General features: G+C 34.0%; 19 protein-coding genes. 6 read left to right on the top strand and 13 right to left on the bottom strand.

What is annotated here, in order from left to right:
• A complete protein-coding gene (locus RMO83_RS04915; RefSeq protein WP_310558565.1) occupies positions 1–447 on the top strand; it encodes a GNAT family N-acetyltransferase in 447 nt (148 codons plus the stop codon).
• Here RMO83_RS04915 and RMO83_RS04910 read toward each other — a convergent pair whose 3' ends face one another.
• The 5 genes from RMO83_RS04910 to rnpA form a co-directional block, all read right to left on the bottom strand.
• The gene (locus RMO83_RS04910) at positions 448–771 is read right to left on the bottom strand and encodes a type II toxin-antitoxin system RelE/ParE family toxin (RefSeq protein ID WP_310558564.1); all 324 of its coding nucleotides are present in this window, start codon (positions 769–771) and stop codon (positions 448–450) included.
• Positions 759–968: a hypothetical protein gene (locus RMO83_RS04905; protein ID WP_310558563.1), complete on the bottom strand. Its 210-nt coding sequence runs from the start codon at positions 966–968 to the stop codon at positions 759–761. The genes RMO83_RS04910 and RMO83_RS04905 overlap by 13 nt, the downstream gene beginning before the upstream one ends.
• Before the next feature lie 54 nt (positions 969–1,022).
• On the bottom strand, positions 1,023–1,814 hold the full coding sequence (locus RMO83_RS04900) for an OmpA family protein (protein WP_310558562.1): 792 nt from the start codon (positions 1,812–1,814) through the stop codon (positions 1,023–1,025).
• Entirely contained in the window at positions 1,814–3,451 is a 1,638-nt protein-coding gene (locus RMO83_RS04895) for a S41 family peptidase (RefSeq protein ID WP_310558561.1), read from the bottom strand. The genes RMO83_RS04900 and RMO83_RS04895 overlap by 1 nt, the downstream gene beginning before the upstream one ends.
• Positions 3,452–3,528: 77 nt before the next feature.
• Positions 3,529–3,921, bottom strand: coding sequence for a ribonuclease P protein component (gene rnpA / locus RMO83_RS04890; protein ID WP_310558560.1), 393 nt, complete (start codon positions 3,919–3,921; stop codon positions 3,529–3,531).
• 460 nt (positions 3,922–4,381) lie between these two features.
• Here rnpA and RMO83_RS04885 point away from each other — a divergent pair, with 460 nt between their 5' ends.
• Positions 4,382–6,811 (top strand): family 78 glycoside hydrolase catalytic domain, encoded by a 2,430-nt coding sequence (locus RMO83_RS04885; RefSeq protein WP_310558559.1) that lies wholly within the window; start codon positions 4,382–4,384, stop codon positions 6,809–6,811.
• A gap of 181 nt (positions 6,812–6,992) precedes the next feature.
• Here the strand turns inward: RMO83_RS04885 and RMO83_RS04880 are convergent, their stop codons facing one another.
• Positions 6,993–7,694 carry an SGNH/GDSL hydrolase family protein gene (locus RMO83_RS04880; protein WP_310558558.1) on the bottom strand — a complete coding sequence of 234 codons (702 nt, stop codon included), beginning with the start codon at positions 7,692–7,694 and terminating at the stop codon, positions 6,993–6,995.
• A gap of 407 nt (positions 7,695–8,101) precedes the next feature.
• Here RMO83_RS04880 and RMO83_RS04875 point away from each other — a divergent pair, with 407 nt between their 5' ends.
• The 4 genes from RMO83_RS04875 (at position 8,102) to RMO83_RS04860 (ending at position 11,510) form a co-directional block, all read left to right on the top strand.
• A complete protein-coding gene (locus RMO83_RS04875; protein WP_310558557.1) occupies positions 8,102–8,836 on the top strand; it encodes a lysophospholipid acyltransferase family protein in 735 nt (244 codons plus the stop codon).
• A 134-nt stretch (positions 8,837–8,970) separates the two neighbouring features.
• Positions 8,971–9,705 carry a lysophospholipid acyltransferase family protein gene (locus RMO83_RS04870; protein WP_310558556.1) on the top strand — a complete coding sequence of 245 codons (735 nt, stop codon included), beginning with the start codon at positions 8,971–8,973 and terminating at the stop codon, positions 9,703–9,705.
• 67 nt (positions 9,706–9,772) lie between these two features.
• Positions 9,773–10,759 (top strand): acyl-ACP desaturase, encoded by a 987-nt coding sequence (locus RMO83_RS04865; protein ID WP_310558555.1) that lies wholly within the window; start codon positions 9,773–9,775, stop codon positions 10,757–10,759.
• Positions 10,760–10,856: 97 nt separating this feature from the next.
• Positions 10,857–11,510, top strand: a complete 654-nt coding sequence (locus tag RMO83_RS04860; RefSeq protein WP_310558554.1) for an HD domain-containing protein — start codon at positions 10,857–10,859, stop codon at positions 11,508–11,510.
• Positions 11,511–11,627: 117 nt separating this feature from the next.
• Here the strand turns inward: RMO83_RS04860 and RMO83_RS04855 are convergent, their stop codons facing one another.
• From RMO83_RS04855 to hemH, 7 genes are all read right to left on the bottom strand, one after another.
• Positions 11,628–12,026 carry a hypothetical protein gene (locus RMO83_RS04855; protein ID WP_310558553.1) on the bottom strand — a complete coding sequence of 133 codons (399 nt, stop codon included), beginning with the start codon at positions 12,024–12,026 and terminating at the stop codon, positions 11,628–11,630.
• A 259-nt stretch (positions 12,027–12,285) separates the two neighbouring features.
• Positions 12,286–13,539, bottom strand: a complete 1,254-nt coding sequence (locus tag RMO83_RS04850) for an acyloxyacyl hydrolase (RefSeq protein WP_310558552.1) — start codon at positions 13,537–13,539, stop codon at positions 12,286–12,288.
• Positions 13,540–13,643: 104 nt separating this feature from the next.
• Entirely contained in the window at positions 13,644–14,762 is a 1,119-nt protein-coding gene (locus tag RMO83_RS04845; RefSeq protein ID WP_310558551.1) for an ATP-binding protein, read from the bottom strand.
• 176 nt (positions 14,763–14,938) lie between these two features.
• Positions 14,939–15,715 (bottom strand): enoyl-CoA hydratase-related protein, encoded by a 777-nt coding sequence (locus tag RMO83_RS04840; RefSeq protein ID WP_310558550.1) that lies wholly within the window; start codon positions 15,713–15,715, stop codon positions 14,939–14,941.
• A gap of 11 nt (positions 15,716–15,726) precedes the next feature.
• Positions 15,727–17,199, bottom strand: coding sequence for a HAMP domain-containing sensor histidine kinase (locus RMO83_RS04835; protein WP_310558580.1), 1,473 nt, complete (start codon positions 17,197–17,199; stop codon positions 15,727–15,729).
• Between the two features lie 96 nt (positions 17,200–17,295).
• Positions 17,296–17,853 carry a CopD family protein gene (locus RMO83_RS04830; protein ID WP_310558549.1) on the bottom strand — a complete coding sequence of 186 codons (558 nt, stop codon included), beginning with the start codon at positions 17,851–17,853 and terminating at the stop codon, positions 17,296–17,298.
• A gap of 28 nt (positions 17,854–17,881) precedes the next feature.
• Complete coding sequence (hemH, locus tag RMO83_RS04825) at positions 17,882–18,901, bottom strand: ferrochelatase (RefSeq protein WP_310558548.1); 1,020 nt, start codon at positions 18,899–18,901, stop codon at positions 17,882–17,884.
• Between the last annotated feature and the right edge of the window lie 76 nt (positions 18,902–18,977).

Raw genomic sequence — 18,977 nt, 5'->3', positions numbered from 1 at the left:
ATGGAAATACATTGGAAAATTAAGCCTTTCGAAACTCTTTCGACAAACGAGCTTTATGATATTTTGAAATTAAGAAGCGAAATTTTTGTGGTAGAACAGAATTGTGTTTACCTCGACTTGGATGGAAAAGATAAATTAGCATTGCATCTTATTGGCGAATTCGAAGGTAAAATTGTAGCCTATTCAAGGCTTTTCAAATCAGGAATTACTTTTGATAACGCTTCGATAGGAAGGGTGGTTGTTGATGCTAATTATCGTGATAATAAATGGGGCCACGAATTGATGCGTGAAGCAATTGCTGGGATCAAATCGCATTTTGGCGAAAACAAAATTACCATTGGTGCCCAATTATATCTTAAAAAATTCTATGAAAGTCACGGATTCGTGCAAACAAGCGAAATGTATTTAGAAGATGATATTCCGCATATTAAGATGAAAAGGGAATAGTTATTTGTTTTTATTCGGGTTTTGTCTAGTGTCAAAAATTCTGTTGATATAAATTTTTGTTTTCCCTTCACGATAGGTTATTTTACAATGACCATCAATAAGTTTTCTGTAATTTCTTTTTAAGTGAGTAAATTCAGTGTCTATTTGACCTATTTCACTAAAGTCATACTTTGGATTTTCTAATATTTCAGTGCCTTTTTGGATTTTGATAGCTAATTGCACCGCTTTCTTAAAACCATACAACAAGGCATTAAATCGAGTTGTTTTTTCTAAATCCTTAATTGCTCTAGTAGTCCAGAAAACGGGTTTAATTATTCTTTCCAACTTTCTATTATTTTTCGAACTTCATCTTGGTTATGTATTCTTCCGGACTTAATATCTTCTTCCGATTCGGCAATCATTTGGCTATTTTTCGATTTTTCGATATAAGCAGTAATAATGGCATAAAAACCTTCTACCAGATTCGTGTCGCTGTTGTCTATAATTTGATGTAGTTCATTTTTTAATTCTAAAGTACTCATAAATAAGAGGCATTTGTTTTCACAAAATTACAAAAATAAAGTTATGAAGATTATTTATAATTGAGTTATATAAAGTTCCACCCGTCTATCTTGAGCGGCTTCCTTTCCTAGCGGAAAACGATTTCCATAACCTTTGTAAGACATTCTATAAGGACTTATTCCTTTAGAGCGGAGATACATAAATACATTTCTAGCTCTATTTCCAGAGAGATCTCTGTCCTGAGTTTCCTTATCTATTGCATCAGAGTTTTTACCCGAGGTGCAACAAACGTGGCCCTTGACTTCGAAACGTACCGACTTGTGTTTCTTCAATAAAAGGACAGTTCGGTCTAATTCTATTTTTGCATTTGCTGATAGTTCGCTCGAACCTATGTCAAATGTAACGCCTTTTAAAATCACAACGTCTCCAATTTTTGGATCTTCAGGAAAAGTATAATAATCACGCTCTTTTTCAAAGATAATATCAACTCGTCTGTTTTTATACCGTATTTCTTCCAAATTATTTAGGGTGTCTGTTTCTAAAGTTACTTCACCTCGACCTTCGGCTATAAAAATTTTCTTTGGTTCAGCCCCTTTAGAAATTAATATTTTTTGAATATAAGTGACTCTGCTTTTTGACAATTTATCATTATATTCAATACTTCCTCGGTCATCACAATATCCATAGAGACGAATAGATTTACAAGTTGAAAAATCGATGGTTTCAAACGACTTCTCCATTTGCTGTATTTCGACTTGACTTAAAACTGATTTATCAACCTCAAAATATACGGATTGAACACTATTTTCTTGAGCTGTTAGACAGCAAAAATAAAAGAGAATAAGTATTTGAAACCCGTTTTTCATCACATTTTCAAAATGTTTTTATATTGAGCGCTACTATTCAAAACGCTGGTTGCTTTCTTGATTGCGGAATTATTTTTAAGATAATATTCATACAAACCTTCTTGATATTGGTAACGTTTAATTATTTCGTCAACGATTAAATTTTTGATTTCCGCTTTATTTTTATCCAATAAATTTTCTTCACTTTTTTGAAGCGCCAAAAATAATTGCTGGTATTCAGCGGCAATACTTTCGTCAATTTTATCTTTTTTGGCAACGGCCAAAGTGTTTTTCAAAGCCAGTTCTGTTTCCGTATCGAATGCAAATTTTTGGGTTTTTAAAAACTGTTTAAAATCTAAAAAGTCAGCGTCTGAAACCGTAGGGATAGTATTGCCAAGATTAGGGTTTTTATAATAGTAATCAGTCACATAATTGAAAATCCCATCGTTTTTTTGCAGAGCTTCGGTTATCGGACTCAATTTAGCCTCTTCCAACTCAATGTCGGGTTGAATACCACCGCCGTCATAAACGGTTCTTCCTTTTCGGGTTTTGAAGGCGTTATAATTTTTAGCTTCGGTTTTTATGGCGATTCCATTTTTGTCTTTGTGGGCATAATCTAATGCTTGAATACATCTTCCCGAAGGTGTGTAATAACGAGAAATGGTGACTTTTAATTGGGTTCCATAAGTCAAATCAATGGGTTTTTGCACCAATCCTTTTCCAAAACTTCGACTGCCAATAATTACGGCGCGATCTAAATCCTGTAAAGCTCCTGAAACGATTTCAGACGCCGAAGCACTTTTTCCATCAACCAAAATCACCAACGGAATTTCAGTATCTACAGGGTCTTTGTTGGTTTTATAGGTATTATTGTGTTTCTCGATTCTTGATTTTGTAGTTACAATAACTTCATTTTTAGGAACAAATAAATTACAAATATTAACCGCTTCATTCACAAGTCCTCCGGGATTTCCTCGTACATCAAGAACAATTCTCTCGGCACCTTCTTTTTTTAATTGCTCCAAGGCTTGTTTAGTTTCATAGGATGCTTTTTGATTGAAACGTGCCAAAACAATATAACCTGTTTTGTCATCTATTTTTCCAAAAAAAGGCACCGATTTCACTTCTACTTCATCTAGAACAATTTGAGCAGTGCTGGTCTTACCTTGACGGATGTATTTAACCACGATTTTGGTGTTCTTAGCTCCTCTAAAAAGTTGTGAAGCGTCATCTTTGAAATCAGATAAAAGGATATCCCCTATTTGAATCACTTCGTCACCCGCTTTTAAACCTGCTTTGTCGGCAGCAAAATTTTTGTAAGGTTCGCGAATGATTAACTTATCATTTTTTCGAGAAATTATAGCGCCAATTCCGGTGTATTCACCTGTGTTATTGATTTTGAATTTAACTACATCTTGCTCGTTAAAATATACAGTATAAGGGTCAAGGCTTGCCAGCATTGCCTTAATAGATTTATCCATTAAATCGCCTGGATTAGTCTCGTCGACATAGTTTTTGTTGAGTTCTTTAAAAAGCGTTGTGAATATTTCGATTTGCTTGGCAATTTCAAAAAAATCGTCTTTGAAACTAACGCCTACAAACAAAAACGCCGAAGCTATAACAGGAAGAATGTATTTTTTTTTGAAAAGAGAAGTCATAATTAGGGTTGGCTAAATTTTAAAGCACTAAAGTAGGAATTATTTATGAATATCAACATTTAAGTAAAAACAAAACGCTATTCCTCGTTTTTCAACTTTGAAACAAACTTTTCAAAGAGTTGAATGGTTTTGGTGTTGATTTCTTCGTAAGACAATCGTTCTTTTGTTTGGTAAAAAAACATAAAAGCATATTTTTTGTCCAAATTATCAATCAGGATGTGTTTGTTCAATCGATAGGTTTCGCGAAGTACTCGCTTGAAATAATTGCGATCTACGGCGTGTTTGAAGTATTTCTTAGAAACCGAAACGCCCATTTTTAACTTTTGGTCTGAATCTTCGGGAATGCCATAATCACTTTCTACAAAAACCAGTCGCAAAGGATATTTGGACACAGATTTGCCTTTGGAAAAAAGCAAATCTATTGTGATTTTGCTTTTAAGCTTTTCGGTTTTTGGATAAGTGAAATTCATTTAGTTTTGAAAAATAACATAGATCTTAAGGCGCAAAGGTACAATCTAAATCTAAAAAAAAAACATGTGCAAAAGTTGATTTTTAGATATTGAGCCGCGTTGCAAATGCTGCAATTTGTTTTCTAATGTAAAGCGGTACTGTTAGCAGAGCAGTTCAACGTGGATAAACGATTACCAATTGGAGCATTTTCATTTTGACATTGCAACTATGAAAATTGATTCGTTAAGTGACAGAAATACTTGCAGATACTTGTCAGTTTATTTCTCTCTTATATGTTTATTGAATCATAGATTTTTTGCAAGAGAAACAGTAACATTAGTAATTATTTAGGAATAAAATGTTACGTTTGTGATATTCTGGGAGACGTTTAGAGGTCAAAATCAAGAAAAATCTTAGAATTAAATCGCCGTCTCTTTTTTAGTAGTTTTGTATAACATTATTTTAACATCATTTTTAACCATGAAAAGTTTTCTAACATCAATATTATCAATGGCAGCGTTGCTTTTAATGGGTTTTCAAAGTAAAACTACCAATACCGATCCTTTTTATAAAGCCCAATGGATTGGGATGACAGAGCTAGATAACAGCATGAAAGTTGTGCCCGCCGTGCACGGTAAAGGAGATAAATTAGGCAATAAGGCAATTGAACGTTCAATTGTTCCCATGTTTCGAAAAGACCTTTATGAACCGAACGATGTTAAAAAAGCAACAATTTACATCAGCGGCCTTGGTCATTATAAATTATTTGTAAACGGCAAAACCATTGGAGACCAATTTTTAGCGCCTGGCTGGACTTTATATGAAAAAAGATGTTTGTACAATACTTATGATATCACTGAACAAATAAAAAAGGGAAATAATGCTATAGGAGTACTAGTTGGAAATGGCTTTTTTAATGTAAATCGCGAACGCTACCGCAAGATGGTTATTGCTCACGGTTATCCCCGACTAATTTTTAATATTGTCATTGAATTAAAAGATGGAACAATTAAAAATATCAGTTCCGATGCTACAACTAAAGTAACTCCATCGCCTATAACATTTTCAAGTATTTATGGTGGTGAAGATTATGATGCAAGGTTGGAGCAAATGGGCTGGAACGATGTTGGATTTAACGATTCTCAATGGAATAATTCAGTGGTGTTAAAAGATGCAATAGGAAAACTTTTCCCTGAAAAAGATAATCCACTTAAGATTATGCAGACATTTGAACCAAAAAATAGTACCGCCTCAAAAACAGGACGGAAAATATATGATTTTGGACAAAATGCTTCAGCAATTATTGAATTAAAAGTAAAAGGAAACAAAGGCGCAAAAGTAATTATTAAACCTAGTGAGCTACTTGACAACGATGGCAATGTAACTCAGGTTAGTAGTGGTATTGGTTATGAGTATAATTACATTCTAAAAGGAGGTGAAGAGGAAGTATGGCGGCCAATTTTTTCGTATTATGGTTTTAGGTATGCCGATGTAGAAATTATAGAACCCGAAGGTGCTACTACAAAAACTGAAATTGTCGAATTAAAAATGCTTCATACCCGCAATTCTGCCCCTGTAGTAGGTTCTTTTACTTGTTCAGATACACTTTTTAATCAAATATTTGAACTCATCAACTGGAGCATAAAAAGCAATATGGCCAGTGTTGCAACTGATTGTCCACATCGGGAAAAATTGGGATGGCTTGAAGTACCCCACCTTATTGGCGCTTCAATGCATTACAATTATGATATTCACACTTTTTATTCTAAGATTGTCGACGACATGATAGATTCTCAGACTGACAATGGATTGGTGCCGAACACTGCTCCCGAATATCATCAGTTTACTTATAATAAAGGATTTAGAGACTCGCCCGAATGGGGCAGCGCATCAGTAATTGTTCCGTGGTTAGTATATAAATGGTATGGTGATAAAGAAGTATTGGCCAAAGCATATCCTATGATGGAAAAATATATGAGCTATCTACAAAGCAGAACGAAAGATAATATCCTGAATTACGGATTAGGCGATTGGTATGATCTTGGCCCAAAAAAACCTGGCGAATCACAATTAACCCCCAAAGCAATTACTGCAACAGCTATTTATTATTACGATTTAAAGTTGCTTGAAAAAATGTCAGTGATTTTAAAAAAGAAAGAAGAAGTTAAACGGTATAATGAATTGTCTACAAAACTAAAATCTGCATTTATTGAAAAGTTTTACAATACAGAAAAAGGCGTTGTTTCAACGGGCAGCCAAACCGCTTATGCAATGGCGCTTTATATGGGTTTAATACCCGATGGTGATAAAGAAAAAGTATTTGAAAATCTTGTTGAATCAATTGCTAAAAATGAGTATCGACTGACTACTGGCGACGTAGGATATCATTTTTTAGTTAGTGTATTAAGCGCTAATGGTCGATCAGATATTCTTTTTAAAATGAATAACAGGTCAGATGTTCCAGGCTATGGATGCAATATAAAAGAAGGGGCAACTGCGCTTACTGAAAGCTGGACTGCAATTAAAACAGAATCTAATAATCACATGATGCTTGGCCATCTAATGGAATGGTTTTATAGCGGACTTGGAGGAATTTCACAAACAGAAAATTCAATTGCTTATAACAATATTATTATTGCACCAAAACCTGTTGGGGATCTAAAATGGGTTAAATGCTCTTATAAATCACCTAAAGGTATTATTACATCCAATTGGGAAGTAAAAGACGAGCGTTTTTATCTCAATGTAGAAATACCCAAAGATGCTAAAACCAAAATATTTATTCCTGTACAATACAGTAAAATTTCGTGTGTTGTTCAGAATATGAAATCCAATAAGCTAGTAAAAGTTAAAATAAAAAATGGGTCGTTTTCTATTGGTGCAGGCACATATCAGATTGTAGCACAGTAGTATTGGGAATTTCTTTGAATTTAATGGTGGTGTTGAATTACGAGTATGTTTCAAGTTGGTATTGTTTTAACCAAAAATTTTAATGTGGCATTATGTGTGAATTGTTAAGAATAATGGTTTAATTCTAAAATTAACAGCATTTAAAAATTTAAGTATTTGCGCGTTCCGCAAGCGGCGGGCTCTATTTAAACCATTTTATTAATTCGTCAGCAATCAGTTCGTGTCCTCGTTCATTTGGATGATTGACTTGAGACATATATTGGCTGAGTTGTACTTTGTCTGAATATAGAAATTCGAAAGCTTTATAACTGTCGACCAATGCAATTTGATTTTCAGTTGCAATCTTACGAATCTGATTGGTGTGCTTTTTCAACTCATTTTCAGGATTATCAAAATTGACAGTTTGGTCTGGTGAAGGTGTCAACAAAATAACTTTAATTCCCTGTTCCTTTGCTTGTTTAATCATAACATTCCAAGCGGAATATGCTTTTTCTAATCCAACTTTACGATCATTTAAACCGTAATCAATCATTATTAGATCAGGTTTATGAATCAATACATCCCTTTCAAAACGTTGCGCTCCCTTAACTGAATTTTCTCCACCAATGGCGGTAACGATTATGTTTATAACTGCGAATGGATAGATTTCCTTTAGTTTTTTTAGCGTCAAGTTAGGATAAGCTTGTAGTGTATTTACATTGGGTGTTTTAAAGTATCCTGCAGGAACGCTATGTCCGTGAAAAACAATGTTAATCGTTTTGTTTTTAGGCCATTCTATTTGCATTTTTGATTTCAAATCACTTAAGTAGGAATTCGAATCAGCAATTTGAGCATTTGACCAATAAGTAATAAGAACAGCTAATAAAATTAGAAATTTTTTCATAATGATTTAGTTTTATTTAAGTTCAATATTTTAACGAGGTCTATTAGGCCCGATTAATAGATATGTAACATAGTTCCTGTCAAGAATAACGCGGATTTGAAATCCGTACCCATTCCTGTAAGCCACAATAACAAATCTAAAACAATTTTTTAAAAAAGCTGTGCCGTTTTATAGATAAAGCTTTTTTGATTTGTTTTATGTGATCAACTTTGTGGGCACGGAATGCAATTCCGCGCTATCGCAGCTGAGAAAATTTATTCATATCCGAGCCATAGGGGGAATTCATTTATGTATTATTCGGATAATTTTGAAAGCAAAGGTACAATTAAACAGTAAACAGCATAATTGTGCGGTATTAAAATCTAGCGCTAAAATTATTTTATACTTTTGTTCCAAATTCAAAATGAATGAAAAAAGTTTTTTTGTTTCCAATATCACTAGTCTATTACTTTTTCTTTTTAATTGTAATGTGTGCATTTCAACCAATACTTTGGTTGTGTAATAAAATATTTGGATACCAAGGACTTAAAAAAACGTTTGATTTGGTTACTTTTTTATCCTTAAAATGTTCTCATATTTTAGGTTGCCGTTATACTTTTGAAAACATGGATTTCATTCCAAAAAATGTCCCAGTTATCTTTGTTTCTAATCATCAAAGCTTATCTGATACCGCAGGAATGAATTGGTACTTGCGTCGATTTCATCCTGCCTTTGTTACCAAAAAAGAATTAGGAAAAGGGATTCCAAGTCTCTCCTATTATGTTCGAAATGGCTCGTGTGTAATGATTGATCGAAATAATCCCAAACAAGCCATACCACAAATAAAAGCATTGGCAGAATACATCGAAAAGCATAAACGATCAGCAGTTATTTATCCTGAAGGTACACGGAGTAAAAATGGAGAGCCTAAAGAATTTGCGCAAAGCGGACTCAAAATATTATGTAAATATGCACCGTCTGCCTTTGTGGTTCCAATAACTATAAACAATTCCTGGAAAGTATATCAATACGGTTACTTTGCATTAAGTTTGGGACACCATCTAATTTTTACAGTCCACAAACCTCTGAAAGTCAATAATTATCTGTTTAATGAGTTGATGGCAAAGACTGAAAAAACTATTGTAGATGGGATTAAATTATAAAATATAGCTTTACAATTCTTGTTTTATGTTATTCAGTTTTTGAAATTACAGTTGTAATTGATAGTAACAATTAGGTGTTTTTGTAAATAGCTCAAACCCAAAAATATTTCTTATTTTTACCAAAAAATAATACAATGCAAAAAATTATATCGTATCCAATATCCTTTATTGCAATTCTATTGTTCTTATTAACTTTAGTGATTTTTCATCCCATTCAGTGGATTTGTTTCACTGTTTTTGGCTACCAAGCCCACAAAAAAAGTGTTGATTATCTTAACTTTGTTTTATTGAAAATTGGACTTGTTTTAGGAACTACTTTCAAAATCGAGGGAAGAGAAAATATTCCAATTGGAGTTCCGATCATTTTCGTCGCCAATCACCAAGGAATGTATGATATCATTGGAATGATTTGGTTTTTGCGAAAATTTCATCCAAAATTTGTTAGCAAAGCTGAATTAGGCAAAGGAATTCCGAGCGTTTCTTATAATTTAAGACACGGAGGCTCTGTGCTAATTGATAGAAAAGAACCAAAAACAGCGCTTCCAATTATCAAAGGTCTATCTGAATACATCGAAAAACACAAACGTTCAGCAGTCATTTTTCCGGAAGGAACCAGAAGCAAAACGGGTAAGCCAAAAGAATTTGCACAAAGCGGATTGAAAATATTGTGTAAATATGCGCCTTCGGCCTATGTTGTGCCCATTTCCATCAATAATTCTTGGAAGTTTTTTAGATTTGGTGCTTTTCCGTTTGGTTTAGGAAATCTTATTACCTTTACCATTCACGATGCTATGGCGGTAAAGGACTATCCTTTTGAAGAAATAATAGAAAAAACCGAAAATACTATCGTTCAAGGGATAAAACTTTAAAAATATACTAACTTTGCAGATTCTTGGGTAAATTGCAAGCCCAAGAAACAATAAACCAGAAATACAGATGTCAATTAAAAACATAAGATTAGAAGTAATGCAACTTCTAGAGAAAAACGTTAGCCACTATGTTGACCAATATTTGATTCCAGTGGAAAAAATATGGCAACCCTCAGACTTTTTGCCCAATTCAGAAAGCGATAATTTTCTAGAAGAAATAAAAGAATTGAGAGAAATCTCCAAAGATTTACCTTATGATTTTTGGGTGGCTATGGTAGGCGATATGATTACCGAGGAAGCTTTGCCAACCTACGAAAACTGGTTGATGGAAGTAGAAGGAGTTGATAATGAAGGAAGAAACGGTTGGGCCAAATGGGTTCGCCAATGGACTGGAGAAGAAAATCGTCACGGCGACTTGTTGAATAAATACCTTTATCTTTCGGGGCGTGTGAATATGCGTGAAATCGAAATGACAACACAACACCTTATTGGTGATGGTTTCGACATTGGAACTGGTAGAGATCCGTATAAAAACTTTGTTTATACGAGTTTTCAAGAATTGGCGACTTATGTTTCTCACAACCGAGTTTCACAATTGGCTAAAAGTTATGGAGACACCAAATTAGCAAAAATGTGTAAAATGATTGCTGGAGACGAAATGCGTCATCACCTTGCCTATAGCGAATTTGTAAACCAAATTTTCAAAATTGATCCAAGCGAAATGATGCTCGCTTTTCAATATATGATGAAAGCTAAAATTGTGATGCCAGCGCATTTCTTGAGAGAATCAGGGCAAAAAATAAGTTCTGCTTTCGAACATTTTTCGGATTCTGCGCAACGAATTGGCGTCTATACTGCAAATGATTATGTAGCAATTATGCAAAAATTGATTGAGAAATGGGAAATCGATAAAATAGGTAGTTTGACTGACGAAGCCGAAAAAGCCAGAGATTATTTGATGAAATTACCTGCTAGAATGGCTAGAATTTCTGAAAGATTGGTGATTCCACAAGAATCATTTCAATTCAAATGGGTAGAACCGGCGAGACTTTAGGTTTCAGATTTTACCATTAATATTGATTAAAATATTAAATTGCTGATTTTTAATGTAACATTTTAAAAATCAGCTTTTTTTATATAACCCTTCAAATATGAATAATGTAGATTTAATAAAAAAAACCATTCTTTTTGTTAAGGAAAAGCTAGAGAATGCCGAAGGAGGACATGATTGGTTTCACATTGAAAGGGTGTATAAAAACGCCCTGCTAATTGCCGATGGTGAAGTTTGTGATGATACAGTGGTAAAATTAGGAGCTTTACTTCATGATATTGCCGATAGTAAATTTCATAATGGAGATGAAACTATCGGTCCAATAATTGCCCGAGAATTTCTAGAAAGAGAATATGTTGACCAAACAACAATTCAACACGTTATAAATATTATAGAAAACATCTCATTTAAGGGCGGAAACACAGAAAAGACCTTCTCGTCTATCGAATTAGATATCGTTCAAGACGCAGACCGTTTAGACGCTATTGGCGCCATTGGAATTGCTAGAACATTTAATTATGGAGGATTTAAAAACAGACCTTTATACAATCCGAATATTGCTCCAAAGCTGAATATGAGCAAGGAAGAATATAAAAACAGCCAAGCACCAACCTTGAATCATTTTTACGAAAAATTATTGCTCTTAAAAGACAAAATGAATACCGAAACAGGAAAACAAATTGCCAAAGAACGGCATCGTTATATGGAAGGTTTCCTTTCTCAGTTTTATGCTGAGTGGGACGGGGAAAGATAGTGTTCAGTTTTTTAGTGTTCAGTATTCCGTTTTTGACTTTTCAGACTAACCACTCTTTATATTCCAACCACTGACCGCTAATCCCTAAGCTTCGGGACTGAGCACTGATCACTTTTCTCAAAGACCTTTTTCCTTCATTTCCAAAATCACATCCGAAGCTTTCTTAAAAGTCGGTGTTTGTTCGATAATACTTCCTACACGTTTTTTGTTGAGTTTAAAAGTGATATCGTTTTCTGTGGTGAATAATAATGCAGTCAAAAACGGATTGTTCATATACGGTGATAACACAAAAAAAGCTTCTTCCAAGGAATGAAAACTTTCTATTTCTTCGGTTTTATATCGTGCCGTAATTGAAAGGCTAAACACATCGTTTTCTAATAAAACAGGACGAACGTAAATGTTTTTCAATTCGGTGTTGCCAATGGTTTTTGCCAAAGTTAATTTGGCGTAGGTTCTATTTTCGATGCTTTCTTTTACTTTTTCCCAGAATTGGGCAAATACAGGTTGGAAGGACATAACAGTTATTTTTTAAATTTTAAATTATTGATTTTCAAAACAAATCTATGAGGTTTTAAAAGCATTATAGGTTTTTGGGGCGACCGCAAATAATCCCAAAAACTTCATTTGTAAATAACTTGAACGGTTTATAATTATTCAATTTCAGTGTGTTTTTATTTTTAGATAATCAACTGTGGCATATTGGACGTTTTTTTATTGATATGTTTCTTTAAGTTAATTTTTATAAATCGAACGGTCAGTTTGTAGATAGTCAAAATCACTTATTTTTTATTGATTTGTAACTATAAACATAACCAAAACTAAGCTCGGAGAAGTCAGCTTGCCCTAAGTTCGCATTAATGTTAGCGGCGACAAAAAAATTGTGAATAGGAGCTTTTTTGGTATCAAATGCGTAATACCTGAAACCCAAACGTGAAGATATTATTTGTTTTAATTTAGCGTTAAAATTTTGGTTTTTAACAACATAAACACCATTTTTCAAACTGCCATTATTTAAATACCAGTCAAATTTGTAACCCGGTTTGTATATATTTAGGCCCAATTCTGTTTCGACACTGAAATGATTCATTAATAGTTCAAAGTTTGAAAACACTCCAACAGCAGTAGAATTTTGAAACGGTTTATTTTTCAACTCAGAAAATTCTTTGTTAATAATCGCCCCGTTTTGTTTGATGTAATCATAATAGTCTTCATAAAAACGAAAATAGAATCCAACTCCATATTTATAAGTTTTATTTTTTACTTTACCTACTGCAAATGAAGCAGTGTACACATTTTTAATATTGTTATAATCTCGAGCCAATACTTTTTGTCCAAAACCAAATCGAGTCGAAAAATAGTTATCGGTTTCAAATTTGCTTATTTCACTTGTGTATAGTGGTACTATGTTTTTGTTTTTAACAAAATTGAATTCTGTTTTTATAGTTGACAAAATAGAATTTAAACCGTGATTGGGCAGTCGGGTATGACCATTCGAAAAATGAGTGAGGCCAGCGCCAAGTTTGATAGAAAAATCTTTTTTCTGAATAATATCGTAGTAAATAAAGGAACGAAAAGCCCAATTAAAATGGGTTGAAATACCAAAATTACCACGATTTGTAACTTTGTCGTAAATCACATTGTTATACGAACCTCCAAGACCCAATTGAAAACGTACTCTTTTGGTAAAACTATTCATAACCCCAAATTCTAAAAATGGAATTACAGATATTCCATAACCTACCTGTTTTGGGTTTCCAAAATCAGCGTACGAGAGTAAGAAACCACTTTTAGGATAATTCAATAGTTTTGCCCAAGTTTGGTTTTCATATGTTGTATTGCCAATAGTTAAATCAAAACTTTTTTGATTTTTTGTGTCTGGAAAAATGCTAATTGACGGAAGCGTTTTCCCCACGGAATATCCTAATCCTATGAAATTAAAGTTTTTTCTTGTTGCAAGGTCACTTTTTTGAGCTTCAGTTTTAAAGCAAATTATAAAAATAAATAGTAAAAATATCTTTTTTAGAATCATAACTTTTTTTTCGAAATTAGGCAAATATTGGTTCGAAGTAAATGGTTTAATTTTTTTAAATTGCAAACAATTGGTTAATTATACAAACCTATGAGGTTTTTATTTTAAATCAAATAATTCCAAAAATTTTCCTTGTGAATGACTTGAGTTGTTTTTGGATGGTACTTTTCTGTGAAAGATTTTGTAAAAAGCACTTTTTGATTCGGATTGTATTTGATTTCAAAAGCTTCGATTTCGTTGTTTTTCACTTCCAAATAATCAATTTCGGCTTGTTGTGTATTTCTCCAAAAATAAGTGTCTTTGAATTGATTTTCATATGATAATTTCTTTTTGCGTTCGCTGATAATAAAGTTTTCCCATAAAGCACCAACATCGTCCCGAAGTTCTATTGGATTAAAATTCTTGATAATTCGATTTCGTAAACCATTGTCCCAAAAATATACTTTTCTGCCTTTTTTGAGTTCGTTATCATGGTTTTTACTGAAAGCATTCAAACTAAAAACGATAAAGTTTTTCTCCAGAATACCAATGTATTTTTCAACTGTCAATCGGTTTATTCCTAAGTCGTTGGCGAGGGAATTGTAACTAATTTCGCCACCTATTCGATACGCCAGCATTTGAACCAACCGTTGTAATGTGGTTGATTTTTTTATGCCTTCCAAGTTCAGAATGTCTTTATATAGAAAACCTTCGACCAAATCATTCAGGATTTTTTCTTCTTTACCAACATTGGTAACCACTTCTGGATAATAGCCAAAAATCAAACGATGTGGAACTAGACGGGTTTCTTCGACAAAATTAGTGTGTTTGACCATTTCGCCATAACTTAGAGGAAAAAGTTGCAATTCCTGTTTTCTCCCAACCATAGATTCTTTGGTTTTGTCAGCCAATTCAAAGGCGCTACTTCCCGAAGCAATTACCTGAATCTCGGGATAATTATCGACCATCCGTTTAATTAATAACCCAATATTATGAATCATTTGCACCTCGTCTATAACCAATATTTTGTTATCTCCAATTAAAGCTTTTAGCCTATCGGCAGTGATGTTTTCTAATAAGAGTTGGGTGTCGGGTTCATCGCCATTGAGCCACAAATAGGATTGGTCTTTGATGGTGTTTTTTATCAAGGAGGTTTTGCCTACTTGCCTTGCACCAAATACCAAGATGGCTTTTCCTTTAAAAAGATAGCTGTCAATTTCGGTTTGTGCGGTTCTGTTTATCATTTTTGCATCCAATTACAATGCAAATATATAATAATTTGATATTACAATATCAAAAAAGTATAATAATTTGATATTACAATATCAAAAAAGTATAATAATTTGATATTTTACACTATAAATCTAATTCAACAAGGCGCTAATCACTAATTCCGATAGCTATCAGAACTGACCACTGATTACTTAAAATTAGCTTTTCTTTTCTCTAAAAAAGCCGTTGTTCCTTCTTTAAAATCTTCGGTAGCAAAACAGTCACCAAAATTTTTGATTTCGACATCAAATCCATTTACGCCCGAAATAAAGTTGGCATTTACCGCTTCGATAGCTTTAGAAATAGCAACTGGAGAATTTTTCATAATTCTTGTGGCAATGGTCATATAAGCCGAAAATAAATCTTCTTGTGGCACAACGTGATTCACTAATCCGTACATTTTTGCAGTATCAGCATCAATCATTCCTGCGGTTAGAATCATTTCCATCGCTCGGCCTTTGCCAACCAATTGAGCCAAACGTTGCGTTCCGCCATAACCCGGAATCACACCAAGCGAAGTTTCTGGTAATCCCATTTTGGCATTTTCGGAAGCGATTCTAAAATGACATGCCATCGCCAATTCCAATCCACCGCCAAGAGCAAATCCATTGATGGCAGCAATTACAGGGGTTTTCATTTTTTCAATAAAATCGAATAAAATTTGTTGTCCATTTGCAGCTAATAATGCTCCTTCTTCGGCAGAGAAATGAGCAAATTCGGCAATATCGGCTCCAGCCACAAAAGCTTTTTCTCCGCTTCCAGTAATAATAATCACACGAACATCGGGATTATTATCAATTATTGCTAAGGTTTCATGAAGCTCTTGAATCGTGGCTTTGTTTAATGCATTTAATTTTTCGGGACGATTGATATAAAGTGTAACAATGCCTTTTTCGTGTTCTAAGATGATGTTTTCCCGTGCCATAATTCAGTTTTTTATGTATTGATTATTGGAAGCGAAACAGTAAATGTTGTTCCTTTTCCTATTTGTGATTCAAGTGTAATGGTTCCTTTATAATTTTCGATAATATTTTTGATAATCCCAAGACCTAAACCCATTCCGCTAGATTTTGTTGTGAATTTAGGTTCAAAAATCCGACTGAAATCTTCGGATTTAATGCCAATTCCGTTATCGGCAACTGCAATAATGACATTGCCCGAGACCTTTTTGATGTTTACACAAACAGCTTTATTTTCTTGATTTTCTGGAAAGGCTTGAATGGCGTTTTTGACTAAATTGGTAATAATTCGAATGAGTTGCGCTCTGTCGATTTTCGAAATAATTTCTCCTTCTTCGGCTTTAAAATGGACGTAGTCCTCATTAAAAATATCCATTGTCAATTCGACAACTTCTACCACATTCAAGGTTTCATTTTGTTGCGCTGGCATCGATGCAAAGTTGGAAAATGCCGAAGCTACGGAACTCATTGTATCAATTTGCTGAATCAAGGTTTCGGAATAATCGTTGATTTTTTGTTTGAGATTAGGGTCGTTCGCATCAAATTTTCGCTGGAAACTCTGCACTGTCAATCGCATTGGCGTCAGCGGATTTTTGATTTCGTGCGCCACTTGTTTGGCCATTTCTTGCCAAGCTTCTTCTCGCTCGCTTTGGGCTAATTTCAAGGCACTTTCTTCGAGTTCATCAACCATTGCGTTGTAGGCATTAATCAAAAGGTTGATTTCTTTGCTACTCGCTTCAAGAACAATTTTTTCGTTTTTTTGGTTCAACGTAGTTTCGCTCAATTTATCCGAGATGGTTTTTAACGATTTTGTAATGTAGGAAGACAGAAAATAAGCCACTCCAAAAGCCACCAAAAGCATAAACGAATAAACCTGTGCTAATCCCATCAAGAAATTTTGCAATTCGGTTTGATAATAACTATCGTCTTCTACATAAGGCAAATTCAGGATTCCAAGAGGTTTGAATTTATCATCTTTAATAAGACTATAAGAAGAACGATTCTTTTTTCCGTCGCTGTTTTTGATATCGACATAGCGTTTTTCGATAGAAGATTGAACCAGTTTTAGAATGTATTTCGGAACTGGCGGAGCAGCAGCATCGATAGAAAATCTCGATTTAGAAGATTTTAACAAATGCCCATCTAAACTGTAAATGTTAATTTCAAGATTGTGAATATCCGATAATTCGTGAATTTTATCTTTGAATATGAGTGCTAAATTATCGGGCGTAAGCGGATAAGTAGTGTTGCTAAGTACATAATTGATATTCTCTTTTATGGCGTCTTCTTTGTGTTCTAATCGTTCCTGATGGTATTGTTTGGCTTCATTCTTGAATTGAATAATCGAAATAGATGCTAAAACAATTGATGCTACAACAATCAATACAATCATCGAAAGGAAAATCCTGATTCGCAACGAAAGCATTGATATTTTGAAGTTTTTTAACATAGTGTTCATTATTCAGTCATCAGTGTTCGGCAATTAGTGTTCGGTTAGCAACTTGCGTTCCATTTTTAGTCCTATATCAGAACACTAAAAAACTGATTACTGACCACTATTTCGCTCTCGAATTCGTTTGTAAAATTTAAAGCCTAACATTATCAAAACCGAAAACAATACAATTCCGACAACACCATAAATCCAGTTTACGGCGTTTTTCAGAATGACCAAAAACACAACGGCAAACAGAATAATGGTAGCGCCTTCGTTCCACAAACGCATATAATTTGTGGTGTATTTTACTTGGTCATTTTGCAATTCTTGGTATATTCTGTGGCATTTATAATGGTACAAATACAGCGCAAAAACAAAGCTAAGTTTCACGTGCATCCAAGGCATTTGCAACCAAACTTTCCCTAAATCGGTAAAAAACAACATCCAAAACGCAAAAAAACTAGCCAAAACGGCTGACGGCCAAGTGATAATGTACCACAAGCGATAGGTCATTATTTTGTATTGTTTTTGCAAGATTTCTTTTTCGGGCGAAGGTTTGTCGTTGGCTTCAATTTGGTACACAAACAAGCGAACAATATAAAAAAGTCCTGCAAACCAAGTGATGACAAAGATGAGATGAAGAGATTTTAGGTAGTTGTAAAGTTCCATTTAAAGTCTATTTTCTATCTATTCACTTTTAGTTCTTTCTTTGAAAATTCTCAATCCAACTCGCTACCACATTACACCATTCTTCCTCATCATTTAAGCACGGAATTGCCAGAAATTCTGTTCCACCATGATGTAAAAACTGTTCTTTAGCTTCCATGGCAATTTCTTCTAGGGTTTCTAAACAATCTGACACAAAAGCCGGCGTTACTACTGCTAATTTCTTGATACCTTTCTCAGGCATTTTGTTGATTTCAACATCAGTATAAGGAGTCAACCATTTGTCACCTGCCAATCGAGATTGAAAGGTTTGGCTGTATTTATTTTTAGGAATATTCAAATATTCTGTCACTAGTTTTGTGGTTTCATAACATTGATGGCTGTAGCAAAACTCATGTGCTGGCGATGGTGTGCTGCAACAAGTACGATCTATTTTGCAATGCGATTGGGTAATATCGGTCTTGCGAATATGTCGTTTTGGAACGCCGTGATACGAAAATAACAAATGGTCATAATCAAATCCTTCCAAGTGTTTTTGAATGCTTTCGGCCAAAACTTTAATATAATCCGGTTTATTGTAAAATGCAGGGACAATGGTAAATTTCATATCCGGAAAATGTTTTTGGCGCAGTTCTTCAGCCAAAACTAAAATTGTTGTGGTTGATGCCATAGCGTGCTGCGGATACAAAGGAAAAAGCATTACTTCATTTACGCCCTTATCGTGCAATTCTTGCAAACCTTTTAGAATAGTTATAGTCCCATATCGCATCGCCAATGCAACAGGTATTGCTGATTTCGCAGCCACTTTTTGATGCATTTTTTTCGAAAGGACAATCAATGGCGAACCTTCGGGAGTCCAAACTCGGCTATAAGCCTCAGCCGATTTTTTAGGTCTAGTTTGAAGAATAATACCACGAACTAGCAATGCTCGCAACAAAAACGGGACATCAATCACGTATTTATCCATTAAAAATTCGTCTAAATACGGTTTTACGTCTTTTGCAGTTGGACTTTCTGGTGAACCGAGGTTGACTAATAGTACTCCTTTCATATTGTGGATTTAATTATTTGATAAAAGTAAACAAACTTACTTTTTGTAAATTGTGATTAACTATTTTTTATTGATT

This window comes from Flavobacterium sp. (genome assembly GCF_031423415.1).
In the GTDB taxonomy this organism is placed as follows: domain Bacteria; phylum Bacteroidota; class Bacteroidia; order Flavobacteriales; family Flavobacteriaceae; genus Flavobacterium.
This window is presented reverse-complemented; position numbering and strand designations above follow the sequence as displayed.